Source organism: Salmonella sp. 2020_1459 (assembly GCF_043847915.1).
GTDB classification, from domain to species: domain Bacteria; phylum Pseudomonadota; class Gammaproteobacteria; order Enterobacterales; family Enterobacteriaceae; genus Salmonella; species Salmonella enterica.
In genome coordinates this window covers 731,239-754,260 of sequence record NZ_JBCMFA010000001.1, presented here as the reverse complement: position 1 = coordinate 754,260, position 23,022 = coordinate 731,239, and the positions used below count along the sequence as shown (strand labels likewise).

Sequence of the window (23,022 nt, the reverse complement as noted above, 5' to 3'; positions counted from 1 at the left end):
CGCTTATTTACTCTGTAAGTAGCTCTGCGCCTCGCGAATGAGCGAGTCTGCTATTTTTCCCGTATCCATTTTTAACTCACCGTTACGGATAGCCGTTTTTAATGCTTCGACGCGTTCCATATTAATGTCGCTGACGCCTGGCTGCATGAGCTTCGCTTGCGCGTCGCTTAACGTTACGCTGGCGCTCGTCGCGGCGGACGTTTTTTCCTGACGCGTTTTTTGTACCGGCGTGTCGCTGGTTTCGCGCGTCTGGACAGTGCTAACGGGTTTCAAAGGTGAGGTACGGTCAATGCTCATTTATTTATCCTCATCGAGGGTTACGTTGTAGCGGCCAGCTACCATCATGGTTGAATATCTCATCGGCAGCCGCGACAAAATCTTTACACAATTATAGGTTAATAAGAATATTCCCATCAGAATCGACGGTTCCACTCACGATTTGACCCGATGTCATGCGTACGCGCGCATTTTGCGCGACGGCGGCATTATTCATCGCCTGACCTTCCGCATTGACGCTAAACCCCTCGCCATTGGCGATGACCTGTACTCGTTGCCCCGCTTTGACGCGCCAGGCCTGACGTATCATCGTAAGCTGTACCGGCTGCCCGGGAGCGAGATCGCGCAAACTGACGGCATCCTGAATCTGACGGATATCCAGTACCGTCTTCGGCGGTAACTGATCCAGCCTGCCACGTTTTAGCGTGACGTTGGCCGGCGTCAATTTTCCGCCGCGCGCGACGGGCGCGGCAACGGCGACATAATTGCCGATCGCTTGCACATTCACCTGCAAATAACGTTTTTCATTGGCGCAGCGCGCCACCACATTGACGTTGCCCCACAGCTTCGCGCTGCCCGTCATGCTGAAGGCTGGCTGCTCGCAGCTCGGCAGCAGATTGGGCGGTGAACGGAGCGTGACAACCACCTCGTCGCTGAAGCCAGCCAGACGCTGGGAAAACCACGTGGTCAGCTGGGCGTTGATGTCCTGCGCCATTGTCAGGGGGCTGAACAGCAAAGCCGCCACGGCGAATCCTCGTTTTAACGTTTGCATGGTACTTCCCCCTGGTTGATGTCATGACAGGATTCTACCCGTGTGAAGCAAGCATCAACGCAATAAATAGCGACGCATTTTGCGTTTATTCCGGCGATAACGCGCGCGTGAAGGCATTTAAGCTGTCGGCTGAATTTTGCCATTTGCGGAGGAGATATGCTCGACAGGCTCGATGCCGCCTTACGATTTCAGCAGGAAGCGCTAAATCTGCGCGCGCAACGTCAGGAAATATTAGCGGCGAATATCGCCAATGCCGATACGCCGGGGTATCAGGCGCGCGATATTGATTTTGCCAGTGAGTTAAAAAAGGTGATGGTGCGTGGACGGGAAGAAACCGGCGGCGTCGCGTTAACGTTGACTTCCTCTCACCATATTCCCGCCCAGGCGGTCTCTTCTCCCGCAGTGGATCTGCTTTATCGCGTACCCGATCAGCCTTCTTTGGATGGTAACACCGTAGATATGGACAGGGAACGTACGCAGTTTGCGGATAACAGTCTCAAATATCAGATGGGGCTTACCGTTCTGGGTAGCCAACTCAAAGGCATGATGAATGTGCTACAGGGAGGAAACTAATTCGTGGCGCTGTTAAACATTTTTGATATTGCCGGATCGGCGCTTGCCGCGCAGTCCAAGCGGTTGAACGTTGCGGCCAGTAACCTGGCGAATGCGGATAGCGTCACCGGCCCGGACGGACAGCCTTATCGCGCCAAACAGGTGGTTTTTCAGGTGGACGCCGCGCCGGGTCAAGCCACTGGCGGGGTAAAGGTCGCCAGCGTGATTGAAAGTCAGGCACCGGAAAAGCTGGTTTATGAGCCAGGCAACCCGCTGGCGGACGCTAATGGTTACGTCAAAATGCCCAACGTCGATGTGGTCGGCGAAATGGTCAACACGATGTCAGCCTCGCGCAGCTATCAGGCAAATATCGAAGTCCTGAATACCGTAAAAAGCATGATGCTTAAAACGCTGACATTAGGCCAGTAAAGGAGGCGCGTATGTCTATTGCCGTAAATATGAATGACCCGACCAACACGGGCGTCAAAACGACGACCGGCAGCGGGTCGATGACCGGAAGCAACGCTGCCGATCTGCAAAGCAGTTTCCTGACCTTACTGGTCGCGCAATTGAAGAACCAGGACCCGACTAACCCATTACAAAATAATGAGTTAACGACACAGTTGGCGCAAATCAGTACCGTGAGCGGCATTGAAAAACTGAATACGACGCTGGGGGCTATTTCCGGGCAAATCGATAATAGTCAGTCCCTACAGGCGACCACGCTGATTGGACATGGCGTTATGGTGCCTGGCACCACAATTCTGGCGGGTAAAGGCGCGGAAGAAGGGGCCGTGACGTCCACGACGCCGTTTGGCGTGGAATTGCAACAGCCTGCGGACAAAGTGACGGCAACCATTACCGATAAAGATGGCCGGGTGGTACGGACGCTGGAGATCGGTGAGTTGCGAGCCGGGGTACACACCTTTACCTGGGATGGTAAGCAAACGGACGGAACAACGGTACCGAATGGTTCTTACAACATTGCGATTACCGCCAGCAATGGCGGGACGCAACTGGTGGCGCAGCCGCTGCAATTCGCTCTGGTACAGGGCGTGACGAAGGGCAGTAACGGCAACCTGTTGGATCTGGGTACCTACGGCACCACCACACTCGACGAAGTTCGGCAAATAATCTAAGCCCTTACACTTATCAGGAGTCAGTCATGTCTTTTTCTCAAGCGGTTAGCGGCCTGAACGCTGCGGCCACCAACCTTGATGTTATCGGTAATAACATCGCCAACTCCGCCACCTATGGCTTTAAGTCCGGTACGGCATCATTTGCCGATATGTTCGCCGGTTCCAAAGTGGGGCTGGGCGTAAAAGTGGCGGGGATTACCCAGGATTTTACCGACGGTACGACAACGAACACCGGGCGCGGGCTGGATGTCGCGATTAGCCAGAACGGTTTTTTCCGCCTGGTAGACAGCAACGGTTCCGTGTTCTATAGCCGCAACGGCCAGTTCAAACTGGACGAGAACCGTAACCTGGTCAATATGCAGGGGATGCAGTTGACCGGCTATCCGGCCACCGGTACGCCGCCGACCATTCAGCAGGGGGCGAATCCTGCGCCGATCACCATTCCGAACACGCTGATGGCGGCGAAATCGACCACCACCGCGTCAATGCAGATCAACCTGAACTCAACGGACCCTGTGCCGTCTAAAACGCCCTTTAGCGTGAGTGATGCGGATTCGTATAACAAAAAAGGCACCGTCACCGTTTATGACAGCCAGGGTAATGCCCATGACATGAACGTCTATTTTGTGAAAACCAAAGATAATGAATGGGCCGTGTACACCCATGACAGCAGCGATCCTGCAGCCACAGCGCCAACAACGGCGTCCACTACGCTGAAATTCAATGAAAACGGGATTCTGGAGTCTGGCGGTACGGTTGACATCGAAACCGGTGAAATTAATGGCGCGACTAAGGCCACCTTCTCCCTCAGCTTCCTTAACTCCATGCAGCAGAACACCGGGGCTAATAACATCGTCGCCACCAATCAAAACGGCTATAAGCCTGGCGACCTGGTGAGCTACCAGATTAACAATGATGGCACCGTGGTTGGCAACTACTCCAACGAGCAGGAGCAGGTGCTGGGGCAGATTGTGCTGGCTAACTTCGCCAACAACGAAGGTCTGGCATCCCAGGGCGATAACGTCTGGGCGGCGACGCAGGCCTCCGGGGTAGCGCTGCTGGGGACTGCCGGTTCCGGCAACTTCGGTAAGCTGACGAACGGCGCGCTGGAAGCCTCTAACGTGGATTTGAGTAAAGAGCTGGTGAATATGATCGTCGCGCAGCGTAACTACCAGTCGAATGCGCAGACCATCAAAACCCAGGACCAGATCCTCAATACGCTGGTTAACCTGCGCTAAGCGCCTGACGGGATAGCTTAATGGATCACGCAATTTATACCGCCATGGGGGCGGCCAGCCAGACGCTTAACCAGCAGGCGGTAACGGCCAGCAACCTGGCTAATGCCTCAACGCCGGGCTTTCGCGCGCAGCTTAACGCGTTACGCGCGGTGCCTGTTGATGGCCTCTCTTTAGCAACGCGCACGCTGGTTACGGCGTCGACGCCCGGGGCGGATATGACCCCGGGTCAGTTGGACTACACTTCCCGCCCGCTGGATGTTGCGTTACAGCAGGACGGCTGGCTGGTAGTGCAAGCGGCGGATGGCGCTGAAGGATATACCCGTAACGGGAATATCCAGGTGGGTCCGACCGGGCAGTTAACCATTCAGGGACATCCGGTTATCGGCGAAGGCGGCCCGATTACCGTTCCTGAAGGGTCGGAAATCACCATTGCGGCAGACGGCACGATCTCCGCGCTCAATCCCGGCGACCCGCCAAACACGGTGGCGCCCGTTGGGCGACTGAAGCTGGTCAAAGCGGAAGGCAATGAGGTGCAGCGGAGCGATGACGGTTTATTCCGCCTTACCGCCGAGGCACAGGCTGAACGCGGGGCGGTACTGGCCGCCGACCCGTCAATTCGCATTATGTCGGGCGTGCTGGAGGGCAGTAACGTCAAGCCGGTTGAAGCCATGACCGACATGATCGCCAACGCACGTCGTTTTGAAATGCAGATGAAGGTTATCACCAGCGTAGATGAGAACGAAGGGCGAGCTAACCAACTGCTGTCGATGAGTTAATACAGGACATTTTATGATCAGTTCATTATGGATCGCCAAAACCGGTCTGGACGCGCAGCAAACCAATATGGATGTGATTGCCAATAACCTGGCAAACGTCAGCACCAATGGTTTTAAGCGTCAGCGCGCGGTATTTGAAGATCTGTTGTATCAGACCATCCGCCAGCCGGGCGCGCAGTCGTCCGAGCAGACGACGCTGCCTTCAGGGCTGCAAATCGGTACCGGCGTGCGTCCGGTCGCCACGGAGCGTCTGCACAGTCAGGGGAACCTGTCGCAGACCAACAACAGTAAAGATGTGGCGATTAAAGGGCAGGGCTTTTTCCAGGTCATGCTGCCGGACGGTACGTCTGCCTATACCCGCGACGGCTCTTTCCAGGTGGATCAGAATGGTCAACTGGTGACGGCGGGCGGTTTTCAGGTGCAGCCGGCAATCACCATTCCGGCCAACGCGTTAAGCATCACGATTGGCCGCGACGGCGTGGTCAGCGTGACCCAGCAGGGGCAGGCCGCGCCGGTTCAGGTCGGGCAGCTTAACCTGACCACCTTTATGAACGACACCGGGCTGGAAAGCATCGGCGAGAACCTCTATATCGAAACGCAATCGTCCGGCGCGCCGAACGAAAGCACGCCGGGGCTCAACGGCGCGGGGTTGTTGTATCAAGGGTATGTCGAAACGTCGAACGTTAACGTGGCGGAAGAGCTGGTGAACATGATTCAGGTTCAACGCGCCTATGAAATTAACAGTAAAGCAGTATCGACGACCGATCAGATGCTGCAGAAACTGACGCAACTCTAAGGGGCCGCCGGTGGGGGATACGCCACCGGCTCCCTGATTTTGAAGATGAAGGTAATGCAAAAATACGCGCTTCACGCTTACCCAGTTATGGCCCTGATGGTCGCGACGCTGACAGGATGCGCCTGGATACCCGCTAAACCGCTCGTGCAGGGGGCGACCACGGCGCAGCCGATACCTGGCCCGGTACCGGTGGCGAATGGCTCCATATTTCAGTCTGCGCAGCCGATTAATTATGGCTATCAGCCGCTTTTTGAAGATCGTCGACCGCGTAATATCGGCGATACGCTCACGATTGTGTTACAGGAAAACGTCAGCGCCAGTAAAAGCTCGTCGGCAAATGCCAGCCGCGACGGCAAAACCAGCTTTGGTTTTGATACGGTACCGCGTTATCTGCAGGGATTATTCGGTAATTCCCGCGCGGATATGGAGGCCTCCGGCGGCAACTCTTTTAATGGTAAAGGCGGCGCGAATGCCAGCAATACCTTTAGCGGCACGCTGACCGTGACCGTCGATCAGGTTCTGGCCAATGGCAATTTACACGTCGTGGGGGAAAAACAGATCGCGATTAATCAGGGAACGGAATTCATCCGCTTCTCCGGCGTGGTAAATCCACGCACCATCAGCGGCAGCAACTCCGTTCCCTCGACACAGGTGGCGGATGCGCGGATTGAATATGTCGGGAACGGCTATATTAACGAAGCGCAAAATATGGGCTGGCTGCAACGTTTCTTCCTTAATTTGTCGCCGATGTAAGCGAGGTGTATGTGTTTAAAGCTCTTGCAGGAATCGTTCTGGCACTGGTTGCCACTCTGGCGCATGCCGAGCGTATCCGGGATCTGACCAGTGTCCAGGGAGTACGGGAAAACTCGCTGATCGGCTACGGGCTGGTGGTTGGGCTGGACGGTACGGGCGACCAGACCACCCAGACGCCATTTACCACCCAGACGCTGAATAACATGCTGTCACAACTGGGGATTACGGTCCCCACCGGCACCAACATGCAGTTGAAAAACGTGGCGGCGGTGATGGTGACGGCGTCGTATCCGCCTTTTGCGCGACAGGGACAAACGATCGATGTCGTCGTTTCCTCAATGGGGAACGCTAAAAGTCTGCGTGGCGGGACGTTATTAATGACGCCGTTAAAAGGGGTGGACAGCCAGGTGTATGCTCTGGCGCAGGGCAATATTCTGGTCGGCGGCGCGGGCGCTTCCGCAGGCGGCAGTAGCGTGCAGGTTAACCAGCTTAATGGCGGGCGCATCACTAATGGCGCGATTATCGAACGCGAGTTGCCGACTCAGTTCGGCGCTGGCAACACCATTAATCTGCAATTGAACGACGAAGATTTTACGATGGCGCAGCAAATTACCGACGCCATCAACCGCGCCCGCGGTTACGGCAGCGCCACTGCGCTTGATGCGCGAACGGTACAGGTACGCGTGCCCAGCGGCAACAGCTCGCAGGTGCGTTTTCTGGCGGACATTCAAAATATGGAAGTCAACGTGACGCCGCAGGATGCAAAAGTCGTGATCAACTCGCGTACCGGTTCGGTGGTCATGAATCGGGAAGTCACGCTGGATAGCTGCGCTGTGGCGCAGGGCAATTTGTCAGTGACAGTCAATCGCCAGCTCAACGTCAACCAGCCGAATACGCCATTTGGCGGCGGGCAGACCGTGGTGACGCCACAGACTCAAATAGATTTGCGTCAGAGCGGCGGATCGCTACAGAGCGTGCGTTCCAGCGCCAATCTGAACAGCGTAGTGCGTGCGCTGAATGCGCTTGGCGCGACGCCGATGGACCTGATGTCGATTTTGCAGTCCATGCAGAGCGCGGGCTGTCTACGCGCCAAACTGGAAATCATCTGATGATCGGAGACGGTAAATTGCTGGCCAGCGCGGCCTGGGATGCGCAATCTCTGAACGAACTGAAAGCGAAAGCGGGCCAGGACCCGGCGGCGAATATCCGTCCTGTGGCCCGTCAGGTGGAAGGGATGTTTGTGCAGATGATGCTGAAAAGTATGCGCGAGGCTTTACCCAAAGATGGTTTATTCAGCAGCGATCAGACGCGTCTGTATACCAGCATGTATGACCAGCAGATCGCCCAGCAGATGACCGCCGGTAAGGGACTGGGGCTGGCGGATATGATGGTTAAACAGATGACGGGCGGGCAGACGATGCCTGCAGATGATGCGCCGCAAGTACCGCTTAAATTCTCCCTGGAGACGGTAAACAGCTATCAAAATCAGGCGCTGACCCAACTGGTGCGCAAAGCCATACCGAAAACGCCGGACAGCAGCGATGCGCCGCTCTCCGGCGACAGTAAAGACTTTCTGGCCCGGCTTTCGCTCCCTGCGAGGCTGGCCAGCGAACAAAGCGGGGTGCCGCATCATCTGATTCTGGCGCAGGCGGCGCTGGAGTCCGGCTGGGGGCAACGGCAAATCCTGCGGGAGAATGGCGAACCCAGCTATAACGTATTTGGCGTGAAAGCGACCGCCAGTTGGAAAGGGCCGGTGACGGAAATCACCACCACTGAATACGAAAATGGCGAAGCGAAAAAAGTGAAAGCGAAATTCCGCGTCTATAACTCGTATCTGGAGGCGTTATCGGATTATGTCGCGCTGTTAACGCGTAACCCACGCTACGCTGCCGTGACCACTGCCGCCACGGCAGAGCAAGGCGCAGTGGCCCTGCAAAACGCCGGATACGCCACTGACCCGAATTACGCGCGTAAATTGACCAGCATGATTCAGCAGTTGAAAGCGATGAGTGAAAAGGTCAGCAAAACCTACAGCGCGAATCTCGACAATCTCTTTTAAATTGCTCAAGTCCACGTAGTCGCTGCCGATAACAACGAGTATTGAAGGATTAAAAGGAACCATCATGTCCAGCTTGATTAATCACGCCATGAGCGGACTTAACGCCGCGCAGGCCGCGTTAAATACGGTCAGTAATAACATCAACAATTATAACGTTGCGGGTTATACCCGGCAGACAACTATTCTGGCGCAGGCAAACAGTACGTTAGGGGCTGGCGGCTGGATAGGTAATGGCGTTTACGTTTCAGGCGTACAGCGCGAATATGATGCGTTTATCACTAATCAGCTACGCGGCGCGCAAAACCAGAGCAGCGGCTTAACCACGCGCTATGAACAAATGTCGAAAATCGACAACCTGCTGGCCGATAAATCCAGCTCACTGTCTGGCTCGCTGCAGAGTTTTTTTACCAGCCTGCAAACGTTAGTCAGTAACGCGGAAGATCCTGCGGCGCGTCAGGCGCTGATTGGTAAAGCGGAAGGGCTGGTAAACCAGTTCAAAACCACCGATCAGTATCTGCGCGATCAGGATAAACAGGTCAATATCGCGATTGGCTCCAGCGTGGCGCAAATCAACAATTACGCGAAGCAGATAGCTAACCTGAACGATCAAATCTCCCGTATGACGGGCGTAGGCGCGGGCGCATCGCCGAACGACCTGCTCGATCAGCGTGATCAGTTGGTCAGCGAGCTTAACAAGATCGTTGGCGTCGAGGTGAGTGTACAGGACGGCGGCACCTATAACCTGACGATGGCCAATGGCTATACGCTGGTGCAGGGGTCGACGGCGCGTCAGTTGGCGGCGGTTCCCTCCAGCGCCGACCCGACGCGAACGACTGTCGCTTATGTCGATGAGGCCGCCGGTAACATCGAAATTCCGGAAAAGTTGCTGAACACCGGTTCGCTCGGCGGGCTACTGACGTTCCGTTCTCAGGATCTGGATCAGACTCGTAATACGCTGGGCCAGTTGGCGTTGGCGTTTGCCGATGCGTTTAACGCGCAGCATACCAAAGGTTATGACGCCGACGGCAATAAAGGGAAAGACTTCTTTAGCATTGGCTCGCCGGTGGTATATAGCAACAGTAATAATGCCGATAAAACGGTATCGCTAACCGCTAAGGTGGTCGACAGCACGAAGGTTCAGGCGACGGATTATAAGATTGTTTTTGACGGTACAGACTGGCAGGTTACTCGCACTGCGGATAACACCACTTTCACGGCGACAAAAGATGCTGACGGAAAACTGGAGATTGACGGTCTGAAAGTGACGGTAGGGACTGGCGCACAGAAAAACGACAGTTTTCTTCTCAAGCCGGTCAGCAATGCTATCGTCGACATGAACGTTAAAGTGACAAATGAAGCCGAGATTGCGATGGCGTCTGAGTCAAAACTCGATCCTGATGTGGATACCGGCGACAGCGATAACCGCAATGGTCAGGCATTGCTGGACTTACAAAACAGCAACGTAGTGGGCGGCAACAAAACCTTTAACGATGCTTACGCCACGTTGGTCAGCGATGTGGGTAACAAAACGTCAACGCTGAAAACCAGCAGCACCACGCAGGCGAATGTGGTTAAACAGCTTTATAAACAGCAACAGTCGGTTTCCGGCGTTAACCTCGACGAAGAGTACGGCAATTTGCAGCGTTATCAGCAGTATTATCTGGCGAATGCGCAAGTATTGCAGACCGCGAATGCGCTGTTTGATGCGTTATTGAATATTCGCTAAAGGAGAAGGATGACATGCGTATCAGTACCCAGATGATGTACGAACAAAATATGAGCGGCATCACTAATTCTCAGGCCGAATGGATGAAGCTGGGCGAGCAGATGTCTACCGGTAAGCGCGTTACCAACCCATCTGACGATCCGATCGCCGCGTCGCAGGCGGTAGTACTCTCTCAGGCGCAGGCGCAGAATAGCCAGTACGCCCTGGCGCGTACGTTTGCCACCCAAAAAGTGTCGCTGGAAGAAAGCGTACTCAGTCAGGTGACGACGGCGATTCAAACCGCGCAGGAAAAAATCGTCTATGCCGGAAACGGCACGTTAAGCGACGATGACCGCGCGTCGCTGGCGACGGATTTACAGGGCATCCGCGATCAGCTGATGAACCTGGCAAACAGCACTGACGGCAATGGTCGCTATATCTTTGCCGGGTATAAAACGGAAGCGGCGCCATTCGACCAGGCGACAGGTGGTTATCATGGCGGCGAGAAAAGTGTTACCCAGCAGGTGGATTCCGCACGCACGATGGTAATTGGCCATACGGGAGCGCAAATTTTTAATAGCATCACCAGCAATGCGGTGCCGGAACCGGATGGCTCGGACTCCGAAAAGAATCTGTTTGTCATGCTCGATACGGCAATTGCCGCACTCAAGACCCCGGTGGAAGGCAATGACGTGGAAAAAGAAAAGGCCGCTGCCGCCATTGATAAAACCAATCGCGGCTTAAAAAATTCGCTTAATAACGTCCTGACCGTTCGTGCGGAACTGGGAACGCAACTGAGCGAACTCAGTACGCTGGATTCACTGGGAAGCGATCGTGCGCTGGGACAGAAACTGCAGATGAGCAACCTGGTAGATGTGGACTGGAACTCGGTCATCTCCTCCTACGTCATGCAACAGGCGGCATTACAGGCGTCCTATAAAACGTTTACCGACATGCAGGGAATGTCGCTTTTCCAGTTGAACCGGTAACGCCTCTTTTTGAAACATATCACGAAACTGGATATGTTTTGTCTGCCCGCGCCATCCACCCCGGCGCGGGCATTTTTTTAGTCGTCATTGAGTTAGTGGTCATATTGTCGCGCCCGTAGCGACGCCATCCGTACGTATTATCCCGCCCGATCTCATAAACGCCTGGAGTGACTAAAAGACGCCATGGGGTGAGGCATCGCCCTGTAAGGGGCATAAAAAAGCCGACCTGGCGGTCGGCTTTGTATCAGCATTTACATCATTCTACCGGCTGTGGTCGTGTTGCCGGGGCGCTGGCGTGGCGTGTGGCGCTGTGTCCGCCTGCTGCGCCTTTACCTTCAAAGTGGAAGGAAGGGCGCTGCCAGTCGCTATGGTGCGGGGTTTCCGGCACATATTCCGGCGCTGGCGCACGCGTCATCGGCGCGCTGGCGTGGTTATGATCGTCGTCAACGCAGACAACGTCCTGCGGCTTTTCCACCACCTGGGCCGGTGCGATAACGGTTTCTTCTGCCGTGTGCTCCACAACAGCCGCTTCCGCTTTTGTCTCTTCTTCTGGCTCGACAACGACAACATCAGCTACGTTTTCAGCCACCGTAATGGACGCGTCGGCGGTTTCTGCTACCGGTTCGGCGTCAGCAATAACCTCTTGCGCTTCCGGCGTATCGCTTTCGGCAATCAGTTGCGGCTGTTCATCAACCGGTGCGGCAATCACTTCCGGATGCGTTGTCTCGACCTCGACGACTTCCGGCGCCTGTGGTTCGGCGACGGTCTGCGGCTCAACGGCAACGTTTTCTACCGCCTGTACCGACGCTTGTGGTTCGAGCGCTACGGTCGCAGCGATAACCTGCTGTTCAGCGACAACCGGTTGTGGCAGCGCCAGATCTGCTTCACGCTGCTCGTCAACAACCTGCGTTTCCTGAGGACGGACAATCGGGTAGCGGATCCAGACTTTACCGGACGCCATTTCCGGCGACGCGCAGGCGACGGTTAACGGCATTGGCGATTGTGTCGGGTAGCGCTCGTCACGATAGCGACGGCGACGCTGACCGCTTACGCGCAGGTGGCGCGGAGAACGGCGGGAGCGACGCGGCATACCGGTATTATCGCGAGGTTCTACGCTATCATCCTGCTCCGGCGCGATATCGGCAACGACAGGTAAATCAACTTTCGCCAGCTCGGTACGCTGCGCTGGAACGGGCTGTTCAACGTTTTCAACCGGGCGTGGTTCGTCGACGACGACCGGCGTGTCAACCGTTTCAACCACTGCGCTGTTGGTAAAGCGGACTTTCTGATTAAGCTGACGCTGCTTGCGGCGCGGCTGAACCTGCTGAACGCGTTCTTCCTGCTCGGTCTCCTGGACAGGCTGTTCTTCGCGGTTAAGCGCTTTTACTTCCTGCTGCGCCTGGCGCTTGTCATCATTGCGGCGGCGGCTGCGTTCGCGACGCGGAGTCTGTTGCTGCTCATCGCCGGTTTTCACTTTTTCCGCCGTTTCCTGCTGGCGGGTATCGCGCGTTTCCGCATTTTGCTGCTGCGCCTGGCGACGGTTACGACGATTATCGTCGCGGCTCTCGCCGCCGTCACGTCCGGCACGGTTATCACGGGTGTCGCGGCGTTCGTTACGATCGCGACGGTTGTTCTGCCGTGGCTTGCGACGATCCTGCTGACGCTCCGCTTTTTCTTCCGCTTTCGGCGCGGCTGTTTCGACGGCTTTCGTTTCTTCACCGCTGAACAGTTGTTTCAGCGCGTTAAGGAAGCGGCTAAACAGACCCGGCTGGGCAGGCTGCGCGGCGGCAACATTATCCTTTTTCGCCGTGGCGACGCTAACCGCCGGTTCGACAGGCGTCGGCGCCGGAGGCACATCTGGCATAGCGAATGTCGCCAGCGCAGGCTGTTCCGGGCGTTTACGCTCGGCGTACTCTTCTTCAGAAGGCAGCGCCATCGCTTCTTCGTGCAGCTTCGGCAGCATGTAGCTCAGGGTCGGCGTTTCTTCCCCTTTGCGTACACGCAGCACGGAATAGTGCGGCGTTTCCATCTGATCGTTCGGGACGATGACACAGCGGACGCCATCCTGACGCGTCTCAATAGCGTTAACTGCCGTCCGTTTTTCGTTAAGCAGATAAGAGGCGATCGGCACCGGAACAATGGCATGGACTTCCTGCGTATTCTCTTTCAGCGCTTCTTCTTCAATCAGGCGCAGAATGGACAACGACAGAGATTCGTTATCGCGCACGGTGCCGGTACCGCTACAGCGCGGACACACGTGATGGCTGGATTCGCCCAGCGACGGGCTCAGGCGCTGACGAGACATTTCGAGCAGGCCGAAGCGGGAAATATGGCTAATCTGAATACGCGCCCGGTCCTGACGTACCGCTTCACGCAGACGGTTTTCTACCGCGCGCTGGTGACGTACCGGCGTCATATCGATAAAGTCGATAACGATCAGGCCGCCCAGGTCGCGCAGACGCAACTGGCGGGCAATCTCATCGGCCGCTTCCAGGTTGGTATTAAACGCCGTTTCTTCGATATCGCCGCCGCGAGTCGCGCGGGCGGAGTTGATATCGATGGCGGTTAACGCTTCGGTACTGTCAATGACGATGGAGCCGCCGGAGGGCAGGCGCACTTCACGCTGGAACGCAGACTCGATCTGTGATTCGATCTGGTAATGGCTGAACAACGGGATTTCACCGGTGTATAGCTTAATTTTGCTGCTAAAATCCGGGCGGCCCAACGCGGCGATATGCTGACGCGCCATTTCCATCACTTTTGGATTGTCGATCAGGATTTCACCGATATCCTGACGCAGATAGTCGCGAAACGCGCGTACGATGACGTTGCTTTCCTGATGGATCAGGAACGGCGCGGGACGGCTTTCAGCGGCTTTCTGAATGGCTTCCCAGTGTTTCAGGCGGAAGCTTAAATCCCACTGCAACGCTTCGGCGGATTTACCCACGCCCGCGGTACGTACGATAAGCCCCATCCCTTCAGGAAGTTCCAGGCTGGCCAACGCTTCTTTTAACTCGGTACGATCGTCGCCTTCAATGCGACGGGAAATACCACCCGCGCGTGGGTTATTCGGCATCAGCACCAGGTAGCTGCCCGCCAGACTGATAAAGGTGGTTAACGCCGCGCCTTTGTTGCCGCGCTCTTCTTTATCGATTTGAACAATGACTTCCTGGCCTTCGCGTAACACGTCTTTAATGTTCGGGCGACCATGAGCGCTGTAGTTAGCGGGGAAATATTCGCGGGCAATTTCTTTTAACGGGAGGAAACCGTGGCGTTCTGCACCGTAATCAACAAAAGCCGCTTCCAGGCTCGGTTCAATACGGGTAATTTTGCCTTTATAGATGTTCGCTTTTTTCTGCTCGTGTCCGGGGCTTTCTATATCCAGATCGTACAGACGCTGCCCATCTACAAGGGCGACGCGCAACTCTTCCTGCTGAGTCGCGTTGATTAACATTCTTTTCATCGTAACTTACTCATTATTCTTACGTTGACGACTAAGCTGCGGGCATGGTGACGCCTTACCGGGCATGAACCGATGGCCTCGTGACTATTTCGCGTCGCCAACCTCACGGTTATCGTCAGCTCAAAGAGGCGCAGAGTGTCGGTTGCCTGTATTTCATACGGAAACACAGCGCAATTATCAGGGAAGCAGCCTGGGCATTACTCTCCAGAGAAGATCCTATCTACCGGTAAGGACTGCAACCCGCAGCCCGCTAACTGTCTGAAAAATCAATACGTCTTACGCCATTGCTGCGTTGATGATCGGTCAGACAAAATGGGTTATTCCGCTAAACTTTTTGTTTTAACAAGTTTCGGTGCGGAAACCGCATCATTATTCCACTGCTAACCTTGTTATAGCAAGATGACTTTTACCATTTATCACCCGCTTACTCACAGTTTTTTCACCAGCGCGAGCCAATCGCTTTAATAACCAGCAAAACCGCAGTGAAAAATGTTCATCCACTGGCGTAGACGTCTCTATAAGCATAGAAAAATGTGTGGCGCGAATCTCACAGGCTATTTAGAATCGCCCCCCATGAAAACAGAAACGCCATCCGTAAAAATTGTTGCCATCGCCGCTGACGAAGCGGGGCAACGCATTGATAACTTTTTGCGCACCCAACTGAAAGGGGTACCAAAAAGTATGATTTATCGCATCTTGCGTAAAGGCGAGGTGCGGGTGAACAAAAAACGCATTAAACCGGAATACAAACTGGAAGCGGGCGATGAAGTCCGCATTCCGCCGGTTCGCGTTGCTGAACGCGAAGAAGAGGCCGTGTCGCCGCATTTGCAAAAAGTGGCGGCGTTGGCGGACGTCATTTTGTATGAAGACGACCATATTCTGGTGCTGAATAAGCCTTCCGGCACCGCCGTACACGGCGGGAGCGGGTTAAGTTTTGGCGTCATCGAAGGGCTGCGGGCGTTGCGTCCGGAAGCGCGATTCCTGGAACTGGTGCATCGTCTTGACCGCGATACCTCCGGCGTGCTGTTGGTGGCGAAAAAACGCTCCGCGCTGCGTTCGCTGCATGAGCAACTGCGCGAAAAGGGAATGCAGAAAGATTATCTGGCGCTGGTGCGCGGCCAGTGGCAATCGCACGTTAAAACCGTACAGGCGCCATTATTAAAGAACATTCTGCAAAGCGGCGAACGCATTGTTCGCGTGAGCCAGGAAGGCAAACCGTCAGAAACGCGCTTCAAGGTGGAAGAGCGCTATGCCTTCGCCACGCTGGTGCGCTGTAGCCCGGTCACGGGCCGTACGCATCAGATTCGCGTACATACCCAATATGCCGGTCACCCTATTGCGTTCGACGATCGCTACGGCGACCGTGAGTTTGATCAACAACTTACCGAAGCGGGAACCGGTCTTAAACGTCTCTTTCTGCACGCCGCGGCGCTGAAGTTCATGCATCCGGGAACGGGCGAAGTCATGCGCATTGAAGCGCCAATGGATAACGCCCTGAAGCGCTGTCTGCAGGTGCTGCGTAACGCAAAATAGTTCCTCTCTCGGGCAGGTTATCTGCCCGAATCTCACTTTTCTCATAATATTTTTGTTTTGCTGTATCCGACGCATTTTTACCGTTGTGTACTGTTTATTCTTGCGATCCGGATTTCGGCGTGTTTAAGGACGAACAGATGGCCAATACTAGCTGGATGCGCTCATTTACTCAGCGTTGGGGAAAATACGTTATCGTGCCGCTCGTGATCGCGATGCTGACCGGTTGCGAAGGAAAGGGCGATAGTTCACGACGGGCTTTCGTTGAGTATTTGAATACGCAAGTCATTACGTCTCCCGTGGTGGGCGTCTGTGAGTTGACGCCAGCCCAACGTCAGGCTTTTGGTCATTACGCCGATGACTACGATGTACTATTAGCTGCCTACGGGCAAATCTTTGCTGTGGTGTATGAGACCGGCCAGGAGGATAAGATCACCGGTGTTATCCAGTCTGAGCGTGATAATCTGGTTTTCCTGAACGAGCTACGTGTGGCTCGTGACGTAAACAATCGATTTATCCTTCGGTTGAAAAATGTGAGTAGTGAAAACAGAAAAAAATATTCTGCTTTAAAGCTCCCCGCTGATGTGAAGCCTGTCTTTGACGCTGCGTGGAATAGAACCGTAACACCGCTGGATGAGACGATGACTCGCTATTATTTTCTGCGCGGAAAGCGGCTCGACCAACTGGTCGCAATGGGCGAGTTTCTGCAAAAACAGGGAAATAAAGTCCGCTTTGAAACGAATGGAAAAGCGGTTTTTGCCGACCTGGCAGCAAAAGAACACTTTCAGGATCAACAATTTAATTTTTTCATTACGCAGAATGATATAAACCATCTTACTCAGCAGATGGTTGAATTTATAAATAGTCAACAAGATGCGGCTGATGCTGGCGGCGTTAATTAAAGGAATGTGTCGTGAGGTGAAGCAATGTTCGGGGGAGGGCGTAAACTCATCGCGAGATGGAATTTAACGAGTCGCAAAGGGAAGGTTTCAGGACAGTAAACGTCCTGAGAGTTGCTCGCGAGAATAAGTTCGTAAGCCGCTTTTGACGCCGTAGAGCGCGTCAGCGAGTATTGAGAACACGTGTTTTTACAAAACTGAACTGAGATGGGGAATTCATTAACGCGCACGTATACCGCTGTTGATACCCTATGGGATAAAACGCACCGTACATCGGTTCGTAATGCCAATGCTTTTTTTCTGGTCGGTGAATGGATTGACCAGGAAACGGGCCCGCACGAAGAGAGTGAAGATCGGCAGGCGCTAAATTGTTCACAACAAGCGCTTTCCAGTTGGTTAGAACTGGAAGCGGTCGAAACTGCTCCCCAATAAACGGGAGATAACTACCAACACGTGCAGAAACGGCTTTTAGGGGTATTTGAAAAGCCTACAGAGTAGGCCGTTTACTGCTGTAGCGGGTTGAAGCCCTCCCGTCGCAGCATCTGGCACAGGGCAATAAGCGGCAAGCCGATCAGCGTGTTCGGATCGCGGCCCTCTAAGCGCTCAAATAATGCAATGCCTAAACCTTCGCTTTTAAAACTTCCCGCGCAGTGCAGCGGATGCTCTTTACGGACATAGTCGTCTATTTCCGCTTCGCTTAAATGGCGAAAATGAACGTCAAAAGGCTCCACTTCGGTTTGTAATTGCCCGGAGGCGGAGTTATACAGTGCCAGTCCGGTATAAAACGTCACAATATTTCCGCTGGCTTTGGCTAATTGCTGACGCGCTTTTTCTTCCGTCAGCGGTTTGCCGGTGATTTCACCGTCCAGAACACAAATTTGGTCGGAGCCAATAATCAAATGATTCGGGAAACGCGCGGCGAGCGATTGCGCCTTCGCCTGCGCCAGCCGCAGCACCAACTGACGCGGCGCTTCGCCCGGCATGGGGGTTTCATCAACATCCGGCGCGGCGCATTCGAAAGGAATCGTCAGCTTTTCCAGCAGCGCGCGACGCCAGGGAGAGGTAGACGCAAGGATGAGACGGGGCATATTTTTTCCCTCAGATATAGCGTAATGATGAGAGCCATCTTAAACTATGCTCTTCGGTCTTCAAGCCTGTCATACTGACTCGTCTTGAGCGAAAATAAGTCTGTAACCCGCAATGTGTGCGAATTATTGGCAAAAGGCAACCGCAGGCTGCCTTTTTCTTTGACTATATGACGTTACGAAGTTAATATGCGCGCCCTATGCAAAAGGTAAAATTACCCCTGACTCTTGATCCGGTTCGTACCGCTCAAAAACGCCTTGATTACCAGGGTATCTATACCCCCGATCAGGTTGAGCGCGTTGCCGAATCTGTAGTCAGTGTGGACAGTGATGTGGAATGCTCCATGTCGTTCGCTATCGATAACCAGCGTCTCGCCGTTTTAACCGGCGATGCGGTCGTTACGGTGTCGCTCGAATGCCAGCGTTGCGGGAAACCGTTTACCCATCAGGTTCACACAACGTATTGTTTTAGCCCTGTCCGTTCCGACGAGCAGGCTGAAGCACTGCCGGAAGCGTATGAGCCGATTGAGGTAAACGAATTCGGCGAAATCGATCTGCTGGCGACGGTTGAAGATGAAATCATCCTCGCCTTGCCGGTAGTTCCGGTGCATGATTCTGAACACTGTGAAGTGTCCGAGGCGGACATGGTCTTTGGCGAACTGCCTGATGAAGCGCAAAAGCCAAACCCATTTGCCGTATTAGCCAGCTTAAAGCGTAAGTAACAGGTCTTCCCCGCGGACGCAGGGATAAACCGTAATTGAGGAGTAAGGTCCATGGCCGTACAACAGAATAAACCAACCCGTTCCAAACGTGGCATGCGTCGTTCCCATGACGCTCTGACCGCAGTCACCAGCCTGTCTGTAGACAAAACTTCTGGTGAAAAACACCTGCGTCACCACATCACTGCCGACGGTTACTACCGCGGCCGTAAGGTCATCGCTAAGTAATCGCGCGATACTCGATGCCTTTTGCATCACAGGCGTGCCTGTGGTGTAAAAGCCGAAGAGTACAAGCGTGATAAAGCTTAGTGAGGATTTCTCCGCGTAAGCGGAGAACACCGAACCAGGCAGCGACGATACCTTGACACGTCTAACCCTGGCGTTAGATGTCATGGGGGGCGATTTTGGTCCTTCCGTGACGGTGCCTGCAGCATTGCAGGCACTGAACGCTAATTCGCAGCTCACTCTTCTTTTAGTCGGGAATCCCGATATTATCACGCCATTACTTGCCAAAGCTGACTTTGAACAACGTTCGCGTCTGCAGATTATCCCTGCACAGTCAGTTATTGCCAGTGATGCCCGGCCTTCGCAGGCGATCCGCGCCAGTCGCGGGACATCCATGCGTGTGGCCCTGGAGCTTGTGAAAGAAGGCCGAGCCGAAGCTTGCGTTAGCGCCGGTAATACCGGGGCGCTGATGGGGCTGGCGAAATTATTCCTCAAGCCTCTTGAGGGGATTGAGCGTCCGGCGTTGGTGACGGTATTACCGCACCAGCAAAAGGGCAAAACGGTAGTGCTTGATTTGGGTGCCAACGTCGACTGTGACAGTACCATGCTGGTGCAGTTTGCCGTGATGGGCGCCGTTTTGGCGGAAGAGGTCGTCGGGATCAAAAATCCCCGCGTGGCGCTACTCAATATCGGGGAAGAAGAAACCAAAGGCCTCGACAGTATTCGCGAAGCCTCTTTAATGTTAAAAACAGTCCCAACCATCAATTACATCGGCTACCTTGAGGCGAATGAGTTACTGACGGGAAAAACCGATGTACTGGTGTGTGACGGCTTTACAGGCAATGTCACACTTAAAACGATGGAGGGGGTTGTCAGAATGTTCCTTTCACTGCTGAAATCACAGGGCGAGGGGAAAAAACGGTCGTGGTGGCTGCTGTTATTAAAACGTTGGTTACAAAAAAGCCTGACGAGGCGATTCAGTCACCTCAACCCCGACCAGTATAATGGCGCCTGTCTGTTAGGATTGCGCGGCACGGTGATAAAAAGTCATGGTGCGGCCAATCAGCGAGCATTTGCAGTCGCGATTGAACAGGCAGTGCAGGCGGTGCAGCGACAAGTTCCTCAGCGAATTGCCGCTCGCCTGGAATCTGTATACCCAGCCGGATTTGAACCGCTGGACGATGGCAAAGGCGTAAACCTGCGGGCGCACAGATAATATCGTTGTCTCCCCGGCGCCGCCAGCGTGCCAGACGTTTACAGGTAACGGTATATAACCGAAAAGTGACTGAGCGTACATGTATACGAAGATTATTGGTACTGGCAGCTATCTGCCCGAACAAGTGCGGACTAACGCCGATCTGGAAAAAATGGTTGAGACCTCTGACGAGTGGATTGTCACTCGTACAGGTATTCGTGAACGCCATATCGCCGCGCCGAATGAAACTGTCGCGACGATGGGCTTTACCGCTGCGAATCGCGCGATTGAGATGGCGGGGATCGATAAAGACCAAATTGGCTTGATTGTGGTGGCTACCACATCAGCAACGCATGCATTTCCAAGCGCGGCATGTCAGATTCAAAGTATGCTCGGTATTAAAGGTTGCCCGGCGTTTGATGTCGCGGCAGCGTGCGCAGGTTTCACCTACGCGTTAAGCATCGCCGACCAGTACGTTAAATCCGGCGCGGTTAAACACGCGCTGGTGGTCGGTTCCGATGTATTAGCCCGCACTTGCGATCCTGGCGATCGCGGTACGATCATTATTTTCGGCGATGGCGCAGGCGCGGCCGTACTGAGCGCTTCTGAAGAACCGGGTATTATCTCCACTCATCTTCATGCCGATGGCCGTTACGGTGAATTACTGACCCTGCCGAATGCCGATCGCGTAAATCCGGATAACCCGATTTACCTGACAATGGCGGGCAATGAAGTCTTTAAAGTGGCGGTCACTGAACTGGCGCATATTGTCGATGAGACGCTGGCGGCTAATAACCTGGATCGCTCAGAACTCGATTGGCTGGTGCCGCATCAGGCTAACCTGCGTATCATTAGCGCGACAGCGAAAAAACTCGGCATGTCGATGGACAATGTCGTCGTCACGCTGGACAGGCACGGCAATACCTCCGCGGCTTCTGTGCCGTGCGCGCTGGATGAAGCCGTGCGTGACGGGCGAATTAAAGCCGGTCAGCTGGTATTGCTTGAAGCCTTCGGGGGTGGATTCACCTGGGGCTCCGCGCTGATTCGTTTCTAGTATAAGGATTTAAACATGACGCAATTTGCATTTGTGTTCCCCGGTCAGGGTTCTCAGAGCGTTGGGATGTTGGCCGAAATGGCGGCAAATTACCCTATCGTAGAAGAAACGTTTGCTGAAGCTTCTGCGGCTCTGGGATATGATCTGTGGGCGCTCACCCAGCAAGGTCCAGCGGAAGAACTGAATAAAACCTGGCAGACGCAGCCGGCGTTATTAACCGCTTCCGTCGCGCTTTGGCGCGTTTGGCAGCAGCAGGGCGGTAAAATGCCTGCGTTAATGGCAGGTCACAGCCTGGGCGAATATTCCGCGCTGGTTTGCGCTGGCGTCATCAACTTTGCTGATGCCGTTCGTCTGGTGGAAATGCGTGGTAAATTCATGCAGGAAGCGGTTCCGGAAGGCACTGGCGGCATGTCTGCGATCATCGGGCTGGATGATGCCTCTATTGCTAAAGCCTGTGAAGAATCTGCCGAAGGGCAGGTTGTTTCGCCGGTTAACTTTAACTCGCCTGGACAGGTGGTTATCGCCGGGCATAAAGAGGCGGTAGAACGCGCGGGCGCAGCCTGTAAAGCCGCTGGCGCGAAACGCGCGCTGCCGCTGCCGGTGAGCGTACCGTCGCACTGCGCGCTGATGAAACCAGCGGCAGATAAGCTGGCGGTTGAATTAGCCAAAATTACCTTTAGCGCGCCAACGGTGCCGGTAGTAAACAACGTTGACGTGAAATGTGAAACCGATGCCGCCGCTATCCGCGATGCGCTGGTTCGCCAGTTGTACAATCCGGTACAGTGGACGAAGAGCGTGGAATTTATCGCGGCGCAGGGCGTTGAACATCTTTATGAAGTGGGTCCAGGTAAAGTCCTCACTGGTCTGACGAAACGTATTGTCGACACCCTGACAGCGTCGGCGCTGAACGAGCCGGCGGCGCTGTCTGCGGCACTTACGCAATAAAAGAGGAAAACCATGAGCTTTGAAGGAAAGATTGCGCTGGTGACTGGTGCAAGCCGTGGCATAGGCCGCGCAATTGCAGAGACTCTCGTTGCCCGCGGCGCGAAAGTTATCGGGACTGCGACCAGTGAAAATGGTGCGAAGAACATTAGCGACTATTTAGGTGCTAACGGGAAAGGTTTGATGTTGAATGTGACCGATCCTGCATCTATTGAATCTGTTCTGGAAAATATTCGCGCAGAATTTGGTGAAGTGGATATCCTGGTTAATAATGCCGGTATCACTCGTGATAATCTGTTGATGCGAATGAAAGATGATGAGTGGAACGATATTATCGAAACCAACTTATCATCCGTTTTCCGCCTGTCAAAAGCGGTAATGCGCGCTATGATGAAAAAGCGTTGTGGTCGCATTATCACTATTGGTTCTGTGGTTGGTACCATGGGAAATGCAGGTCAGGCAAACTACGCTGCGGCGAAAGCGGGCCTGATCGGTTTCAGTAAATCACTGGCGCGTGAAGTTGCGTCCCGTGGTATTACTGTCAATGTTGTGGCTCCGGGTTTTATTGAAACGGACATGACGCGTGCGCTGTCTGACGATCAGCGTGCGGGTATCCTGGCGCAGGTGCCTGCGGGTCGCCTCGGCGGCGCTCAGGAAATCGCCAGTGCGGTTGCATTTTTAGCCTCTGACGAAGCGAGTTACATCACTGGTGAGACTCTGCACGTCAACGGCGGAATGTACATGGTTTAATCACGATTGAAAAATATTTGCGTTATTAGGGCGAAAGGCCGCAAAATAACGTAAAATCGTGGTAAGACCTGCCGGGATTTAGTTGCAAATTTTTCAACATTTTAT

Annotated in this window: 24 protein-coding genes; 20 read left to right on the top strand and 4 right to left on the bottom strand. The window is 54.3% G+C overall.

Translation table 11 applies throughout. From position 1 onward, the window contains the following. Window positions 1–3 precede the first annotated feature (3 nt). A complete protein-coding gene (flgM, locus tag ACH0VJ_RS03870) occupies window positions 4–297 on the bottom strand; it encodes a flagellar biosynthesis anti-sigma factor FlgM (RefSeq protein ID WP_000020893.1) in 294 nt (97 codons plus the stop codon). Window positions 298–388: 91 nt separating this feature from the next. Continuing rightward, complete coding sequence (gene flgA / locus ACH0VJ_RS03865) at window positions 389–1,048, bottom strand: flagellar basal body P-ring formation chaperone FlgA (RefSeq protein WP_001194074.1); 660 nt, start codon at window positions 1,046–1,048, stop codon at window positions 389–391. A gap of 156 nt (window positions 1,049–1,204) precedes the next feature. On the opposite strand from flgA, the gene flgB reads away from it, so the two are divergent. From flgB to flgL, 11 genes are all read left to right on the top strand, one after another. Beyond that, complete coding sequence (gene flgB / locus ACH0VJ_RS03860) at window positions 1,205–1,621, top strand: flagellar basal body rod protein FlgB (protein WP_000887043.1); 417 nt, start codon at window positions 1,205–1,207, stop codon at window positions 1,619–1,621. Window positions 1,622–1,624: 3 nt separating this feature from the next. Next, window positions 1,625–2,029, top strand: coding sequence for a flagellar basal body rod protein FlgC (flgC, locus tag ACH0VJ_RS03855; RefSeq protein ID WP_001196448.1), 405 nt, complete (start codon window positions 1,625–1,627; stop codon window positions 2,027–2,029). An 11-nt stretch (window positions 2,030–2,040) separates the two neighbouring features. Beyond that, a complete protein-coding gene (gene flgD, locus ACH0VJ_RS03850) occupies window positions 2,041–2,739 on the top strand; it encodes a flagellar hook assembly protein FlgD (protein WP_000020450.1) in 699 nt (232 codons plus the stop codon). A 26-nt stretch (window positions 2,740–2,765) separates the two neighbouring features. After that, entirely contained in the window at window positions 2,766–3,977 is a 1,212-nt protein-coding gene (gene flgE, locus ACH0VJ_RS03845; RefSeq protein ID WP_000010563.1) for a flagellar hook protein FlgE, read from the top strand. Window positions 3,978–3,997: 20 nt separating this feature from the next. Then, window positions 3,998–4,753 carry a flagellar basal body rod protein FlgF gene (locus tag ACH0VJ_RS03840; RefSeq protein WP_000349278.1) on the top strand — a complete coding sequence of 252 codons (756 nt, stop codon included), beginning with the start codon at window positions 3,998–4,000 and terminating at the stop codon, window positions 4,751–4,753. Window positions 4,754–4,766: 13 nt separating this feature from the next. Further along, window positions 4,767–5,549: a flagellar basal-body rod protein FlgG gene (gene flgG / locus ACH0VJ_RS03835; protein ID WP_000625851.1), complete on the top strand. Its 783-nt coding sequence runs from the start codon at window positions 4,767–4,769 to the stop codon at window positions 5,547–5,549. 54 nt (window positions 5,550–5,603) lie between these two features. After that, the gene (gene flgH / locus ACH0VJ_RS03830) at window positions 5,604–6,302 is read left to right on the top strand and encodes a flagellar basal body L-ring protein FlgH (protein ID WP_001174897.1); all 699 of its coding nucleotides are present in this window, start codon (window positions 5,604–5,606) and stop codon (window positions 6,300–6,302) included. An 11-nt stretch (window positions 6,303–6,313) separates the two neighbouring features. Next, the gene (locus ACH0VJ_RS03825) at window positions 6,314–7,411 is read left to right on the top strand and encodes a flagellar basal body P-ring protein FlgI (protein WP_001518955.1); all 1,098 of its coding nucleotides are present in this window, start codon (window positions 6,314–6,316) and stop codon (window positions 7,409–7,411) included. Then, the gene (gene flgJ / locus ACH0VJ_RS03820) at window positions 7,411–8,361 is read left to right on the top strand and encodes a flagellar assembly peptidoglycan hydrolase FlgJ (protein WP_000578680.1); all 951 of its coding nucleotides are present in this window, start codon (window positions 7,411–7,413) and stop codon (window positions 8,359–8,361) included. The genes ACH0VJ_RS03825 and flgJ overlap by 1 nt, the downstream gene beginning before the upstream one ends. A 64-nt stretch (window positions 8,362–8,425) precedes the next feature. Next, window positions 8,426–10,087, top strand: coding sequence for a flagellar hook-associated protein FlgK (flgK, locus tag ACH0VJ_RS03815; RefSeq protein ID WP_000096425.1), 1,662 nt, complete (start codon window positions 8,426–8,428; stop codon window positions 10,085–10,087). Window positions 10,088–10,101: 14 nt separating this feature from the next. Continuing rightward, window positions 10,102–11,055, top strand: coding sequence for a flagellar hook-associated protein FlgL (flgL, locus tag ACH0VJ_RS03810; RefSeq protein WP_001223032.1), 954 nt, complete (start codon window positions 10,102–10,104; stop codon window positions 11,053–11,055). A gap of 256 nt (window positions 11,056–11,311) precedes the next feature. On the opposite strand, the gene rne is transcribed toward flgL, so the two are convergent. Next, window positions 11,312–14,518 (bottom strand): ribonuclease E, encoded by a 3,207-nt coding sequence (rne, locus tag ACH0VJ_RS03805; protein ID WP_000827451.1) that lies wholly within the window; start codon window positions 14,516–14,518, stop codon window positions 11,312–11,314. Between the two features lie 573 nt (window positions 14,519–15,091). Between rne and rluC the strand changes: the two genes are divergently transcribed. The 3 genes from rluC (at window position 15,092) to ACH0VJ_RS03790 (ending at window position 17,379) form a co-directional block, all read left to right on the top strand. After that, complete coding sequence (gene rluC / locus ACH0VJ_RS03800; RefSeq protein WP_000846313.1) at window positions 15,092–16,051, top strand: 23S rRNA pseudouridine(955/2504/2580) synthase RluC; 960 nt, start codon at window positions 15,092–15,094, stop codon at window positions 16,049–16,051. A 155-nt stretch (window positions 16,052–16,206) separates the two neighbouring features. Beyond that, the gene (locus tag ACH0VJ_RS03795) at window positions 16,207–16,950 is read left to right on the top strand and encodes a DUF3053 domain-containing protein (RefSeq protein WP_077907595.1); all 744 of its coding nucleotides are present in this window, start codon (window positions 16,207–16,209) and stop codon (window positions 16,948–16,950) included. A gap of 204 nt (window positions 16,951–17,154) precedes the next feature. Beyond that, a complete protein-coding gene (locus ACH0VJ_RS03790; protein WP_000528428.1) occupies window positions 17,155–17,379 on the top strand; it encodes a hypothetical protein in 225 nt (74 codons plus the stop codon). 71 nt (window positions 17,380–17,450) lie between these two features. Here the strand turns inward: ACH0VJ_RS03790 and ACH0VJ_RS03785 are convergent, their stop codons facing one another. Next, entirely contained in the window at window positions 17,451–18,035 is a 585-nt protein-coding gene (locus ACH0VJ_RS03785; protein WP_001137607.1) for a nucleoside triphosphate pyrophosphatase, read from the bottom strand. Window positions 18,036–18,232: 197 nt separating this feature from the next. Between ACH0VJ_RS03785 and yceD the strand changes: the two genes are divergently transcribed. The 6 genes from yceD to fabG all read left to right on the top strand — a co-directional run bounded on the left by yceD (window position 18,233) and on the right by fabG (window position 22,917). Continuing rightward, a complete protein-coding gene (gene yceD / locus ACH0VJ_RS03780; RefSeq protein WP_001174492.1) occupies window positions 18,233–18,754 on the top strand; it encodes a 23S rRNA accumulation protein YceD in 522 nt (173 codons plus the stop codon). A gap of 51 nt (window positions 18,755–18,805) precedes the next feature. Continuing rightward, on the top strand, window positions 18,806–18,979 hold the full coding sequence (rpmF, locus tag ACH0VJ_RS03775) for a 50S ribosomal protein L32 (RefSeq protein ID WP_000290727.1): 174 nt from the start codon (window positions 18,806–18,808) through the stop codon (window positions 18,977–18,979). A 133-nt stretch (window positions 18,980–19,112) separates the two neighbouring features. Beyond that, on the top strand, window positions 19,113–20,192 hold the full coding sequence (gene plsX / locus ACH0VJ_RS03770; protein WP_001537207.1) for a phosphate acyltransferase PlsX: 1,080 nt from the start codon (window positions 19,113–19,115) through the stop codon (window positions 20,190–20,192). 79 nt (window positions 20,193–20,271) lie between these two features. Then, entirely contained in the window at window positions 20,272–21,225 is a 954-nt protein-coding gene (gene fabH, locus ACH0VJ_RS03765; protein WP_000288148.1) for a beta-ketoacyl-ACP synthase III, read from the top strand. A 15-nt stretch (window positions 21,226–21,240) separates the two neighbouring features. Beyond that, entirely contained in the window at window positions 21,241–22,170 is a 930-nt protein-coding gene (gene fabD / locus ACH0VJ_RS03760) for an ACP S-malonyltransferase (RefSeq protein WP_000191343.1), read from the top strand. A gap of 12 nt (window positions 22,171–22,182) precedes the next feature. Further along, the gene (fabG, locus tag ACH0VJ_RS03755) at window positions 22,183–22,917 is read left to right on the top strand and encodes a 3-oxoacyl-ACP reductase FabG (RefSeq protein ID WP_000007236.1); all 735 of its coding nucleotides are present in this window, start codon (window positions 22,183–22,185) and stop codon (window positions 22,915–22,917) included. Window positions 22,918–23,022: the final 105 nt, after the last annotated feature.

Excerpts from the sequence above, each read along its gene's own strand:
- flgM (WP_000020893.1), bottom strand. The coding sequence starts at position 297 with ATGAGCATTGACCGTACCTCACCTTTGAAACCCGTTAGCACTGTCCAG.
- flgA (WP_001194074.1), bottom strand. The coding sequence starts at position 1,048 with ATGCAAACGTTAAAACGAGGATTCGCCGTGGCGGCTTTGCTGTTCAGC.
- flgB (WP_000887043.1), top strand. The coding sequence starts at position 1,205 with ATGCTCGACAGGCTCGATGCCGCCTTACGATTTCAGCAGGAAGCGCTA.
- flgD (WP_000020450.1), top strand. The coding sequence starts at position 2,041 with ATGTCTATTGCCGTAAATATGAATGACCCGACCAACACGGGCGTCAAA.
- flgE (WP_000010563.1), top strand. The coding sequence starts at position 2,766 with ATGTCTTTTTCTCAAGCGGTTAGCGGCCTGAACGCTGCGGCCACCAAC.
- ACH0VJ_RS03840 (WP_000349278.1), top strand. The coding sequence starts at position 3,998 with ATGGATCACGCAATTTATACCGCCATGGGGGCGGCCAGCCAGACGCTT.
- flgG (WP_000625851.1), top strand. The coding sequence starts at position 4,767 with ATGATCAGTTCATTATGGATCGCCAAAACCGGTCTGGACGCGCAGCAA.
- flgH (WP_001174897.1), top strand. The coding sequence starts at position 5,604 with ATGCAAAAATACGCGCTTCACGCTTACCCAGTTATGGCCCTGATGGTC.
- flgJ (WP_000578680.1), top strand. The coding sequence starts at position 7,411 with ATGATCGGAGACGGTAAATTGCTGGCCAGCGCGGCCTGGGATGCGCAA.
- flgK (WP_000096425.1), top strand. The coding sequence starts at position 8,426 with ATGTCCAGCTTGATTAATCACGCCATGAGCGGACTTAACGCCGCGCAG.
- flgL (WP_001223032.1), top strand. The coding sequence starts at position 10,102 with ATGCGTATCAGTACCCAGATGATGTACGAACAAAATATGAGCGGCATC.
- rne (WP_000827451.1), bottom strand. The coding sequence starts at position 14,518 with ATGAAAAGAATGTTAATCAACGCGACTCAGCAGGAAGAGTTGCGCGTC.
- rluC (WP_000846313.1), top strand. The coding sequence starts at position 15,092 with ATGAAAACAGAAACGCCATCCGTAAAAATTGTTGCCATCGCCGCTGAC.
- ACH0VJ_RS03795 (WP_077907595.1), top strand. The coding sequence starts at position 16,207 with ATGCGCTCATTTACTCAGCGTTGGGGAAAATACGTTATCGTGCCGCTC.
- ACH0VJ_RS03790 (WP_000528428.1), top strand. The coding sequence starts at position 17,155 with ATGGGGAATTCATTAACGCGCACGTATACCGCTGTTGATACCCTATGG.
- ACH0VJ_RS03785 (WP_001137607.1), bottom strand. The coding sequence starts at position 18,035 with ATGCCCCGTCTCATCCTTGCGTCTACCTCTCCCTGGCGTCGCGCGCTG.
- yceD (WP_001174492.1), top strand. The coding sequence starts at position 18,233 with ATGCAAAAGGTAAAATTACCCCTGACTCTTGATCCGGTTCGTACCGCT.
- rpmF (WP_000290727.1), top strand. The coding sequence starts at position 18,806 with ATGGCCGTACAACAGAATAAACCAACCCGTTCCAAACGTGGCATGCGT.
- fabH (WP_000288148.1), top strand. The coding sequence starts at position 20,272 with ATGTATACGAAGATTATTGGTACTGGCAGCTATCTGCCCGAACAAGTG.
- fabD (WP_000191343.1), top strand. The coding sequence starts at position 21,241 with ATGACGCAATTTGCATTTGTGTTCCCCGGTCAGGGTTCTCAGAGCGTT.
- fabG (WP_000007236.1), top strand. The coding sequence starts at position 22,183 with ATGAGCTTTGAAGGAAAGATTGCGCTGGTGACTGGTGCAAGCCGTGGC.